The organism is Cupriavidus sp. R6-3, from assembly GCF_059772245.1.
This window is the reverse complement of the sequence record NZ_JCBAJO010000272.1, coordinates 2,501-5,472: the sequence shown is the minus strand read 5'-3', so window position 1 is coordinate 5,472 and position 2,972 is coordinate 2,501. Positions and strand designations below refer to the sequence as shown.

General features: G+C 54.0%; 2 rRNA genes (1 of these 2 cut by a window edge). Both read right to left on the bottom strand.

What is annotated here, in order from left to right:
* Nucleotides 1-7: 7 nt before the first annotated feature.
* Nucleotides 8-121: ribosomal RNA gene (rrf, locus tag AC6EI8_RS23665) — 5S ribosomal RNA — on the bottom strand.
* Between the two features lie 114 nt (nt 122-235).
* Nucleotides 236-2,972: ribosomal RNA gene (locus tag AC6EI8_RS23660) — 23S ribosomal RNA — on the bottom strand (it continues 144 nt past the right edge of the window).

The following is a 2,972-nucleotide window of genomic DNA, read 5'->3' as shown; positions in this document are numbered from 1 at the left end:
ATGGAGAGCCTGGCGATGACCTACTTTCACACGGGTAGTCCGCACTATCATCGGCGCGAAGTCGTTTCACGGTCCTGTTCGGGATGGGAAGGGGTGGTTCCGACTTGCTATGGTCACCAGGCATAAAGGGTTGCCGGACTGGCTTGAGGCCAATCTGGCGTATTGGGATGTAGCGTCGGGTTGTGCTGTATGGCACGTATGCGGCAACACCAGCGGATTGAAACGCACTGGTTATAGGATCAAGCCTTACGGGCAATTAGTACTGGTTAGCTTAACGCATTACTGCGCTTCCACACCCAGCCTATCAACGTCCTGGTCTTGAACGACCCTTCAAGGAGCTCGAGGCTCCAGGGAATCCTCATCTTCAGGCGAGTTTCCCGCTTAGATGCTTTCAGCGGTTATCTCTTCCGTACATAGCTACCCTGCGATGCCTCTGGCGAGACAACAGGTACACCAGCGGTACGTCCACTCCGGTCCTCTCGTACTAGGAGCAGCCCCCGTCAAGATTCCAACGCCCACGGCAGATAGGGACCAAACTGTCTCACGACGTTTTAAACCCAGCTCACGTACCTCTTTAAATGGCGAACAGCCATACCCTTGGGACCGGCTACAGCCCCAGGATGAGATGAGCCGACATCGAGGTGCCAAACACCGCCGTCGATATGAACTCTTGGGCGGTATCAGCCTGTTATCCCCAGAGTACCTTTTATCCGTTGAGCGATGGCCCTTCCATTCAGAACCACCGGATCACTATGTCCTGCTTTCGCACCTGCTCGACTTGTCGGTCTCGCAGTTAAGCACGCTTTTGCCATTGCACTTTAGGTACGATGTCCGACCGTACCAAGCGTACCTTCGAACTCCTCCGTTACACTTTGGGAGGAGACCGCCCCAGTCAAACTGCCTACCATGCACTGTCCCCGACCCGGATTCACGGGCCTAGGTTAGAACCTCAAACAAACCAGGGTGGTATTTCAAGGACGGCTCCACGAGAACTGGCGTCCTCGCTTCAAAGCCTCCCACCTATCCTACACAGATCGGTTCAAAGTCCAATGCAAAGCTGCAGTAAAGGTTCATGGGGTCTTTCCGTCTAGCCGCGGGGAGATTGCATCATCACAAACACTTCAACTTCGCTGAGTCTCGGGAGGAGACAGTGTGGCCATCGTTACGCCATTCGTGCAGGTCGGAACTTACCCGACAAGGAATTTCGCTACCTTAGGACCGTTATAGTTACGGCCGCCGTTTACCGGGACTTCAATCAAGAGCTTGCACCCCATCATTTAATCTTCCGGCACCGGGCAGGCGTCACACCCTATACGTCCACTTTCGTGTTTGCAGAGTGCTGTGTTTTTATTAAACAGTCGCAGCCACCATTTTATTGCAACCCCGTCACCCTTCTGGCGCAGGCCAGTCAAGCTACCAGGGCGTACCTTATCCCGAAGTTACGGTACCAATTTGCCGAGTTCCTTCTCCCGAGTTCTCTCAAGCGCCTTAGAATACTCATCTCGCCCACCTGTGTCGGTTTGCGGTACGGTCTCGTATGACTGAAGCTTAGAGGCTTTTCTTGGGACCCCTTCCGATTGCTTCGCAGCACTAGGCCGCTCGCCCCACATCCTTGAATCCTGCGCCCGGATTTGCCAAAGCGCCTTCTCCAATGCAGGGACCGGGACTTCCAACACCCGGACAACCTTCCGCGATCCGTCCCCCCATCGCATCATACGACGGTGCAGGAATATTAACCTGCTTCCCATCAGCTACGCATCTCTGCCTCGCCTTAGGGGCCGACTCACCCTACGCCGATGAACGTTGCGTAGGAAACCTTGGGCTTACGGCGAGGGGGCCTTTCACCCCCTTTATCGCTACTCATGTCAGCATTCGCACTTCCGATACCTCCAGCATCCTTTACAAGACACCTTCACAGGCTTACGGAACGCTCTCCTACCGCGCACACAAGGTGCGCCCGCAGCTTCGGTGACTGGCTTAGCCCCGTTACATCTTCCGCGCAGGACGACTCGATCAGTGAGCTATTACGCTTTCTTTAAAGGGTGGCTGCTTCTAAGCCAACCTCCTGACTGTTTTAGCCTTCCCACTTCGTTTCCCACTTAGCCAATCTTGGGGACCTTAGCTGGCGGTCTGGGTTGTTTCCCTCTTGACACCGGACGTTAGCACCCGATGTCTGTCTCCCGTGATTGCACTCTTCGGTATTCGGAGTTTGCTATGGCGGGGTAATCAGCAATAGACCCCCCAACCATGACAGTGCTCTACCCCCGAAGGTGAGACACGAGGCACTACCTAAATAGTTTTCGGAGAGAACCAGCTATTTCCAGACTTGTTTAGCCTTTCACCCCTATCCACAGCTCATCCCCTAACTTTTCAACGTTAGTGGGTTCGGTCCTCCAGTACGTGTTACCGCACCTTCAACCTGGCCATGGATAGATCGTCTGGTTTCGGGTCTACACCCAGCGACTCAATCGCCCTATTCGGACTCGCTTTCGCTACGCCTTCCCTAACCGGTTAAGCTTGCCACTGAATGTAAGTCGCTGACCCATTATACAAAAGGTACGCCGTCACCCGTTTCCAGGCTCCGACTGTTTGTATGCATGCGGTTTCAGGATCTATTTCACTCCCCTCCCGGGGTTCTTTTCGCCTTTCCCTCACGGTACTGGTTCACTATCGGTCGATCACGAGTATTTAGCCTTGGAGGATGGTCCCCCCATCTTCAGACAGGATTTCACGTGTCCCGCCCTACTTGTCGTACCCCTAGTTCCACAACGCGGTTTTCGCATACAGGGCTATCACCTGCTATGGCCGGGCTTTCCATCCCGTTTTGCTAACCACACTGCTAAAAAGTACAAGGCTCATCCCATTTCGTTCGCCACTACTTTGGGAATCTCGGTTGATTTCTGTTCCTGCAGCTACTTAGATGTTTCAGTTCGCCGCGTTCGCTTCCCACACCTATGGATTCAGTGTGGGAT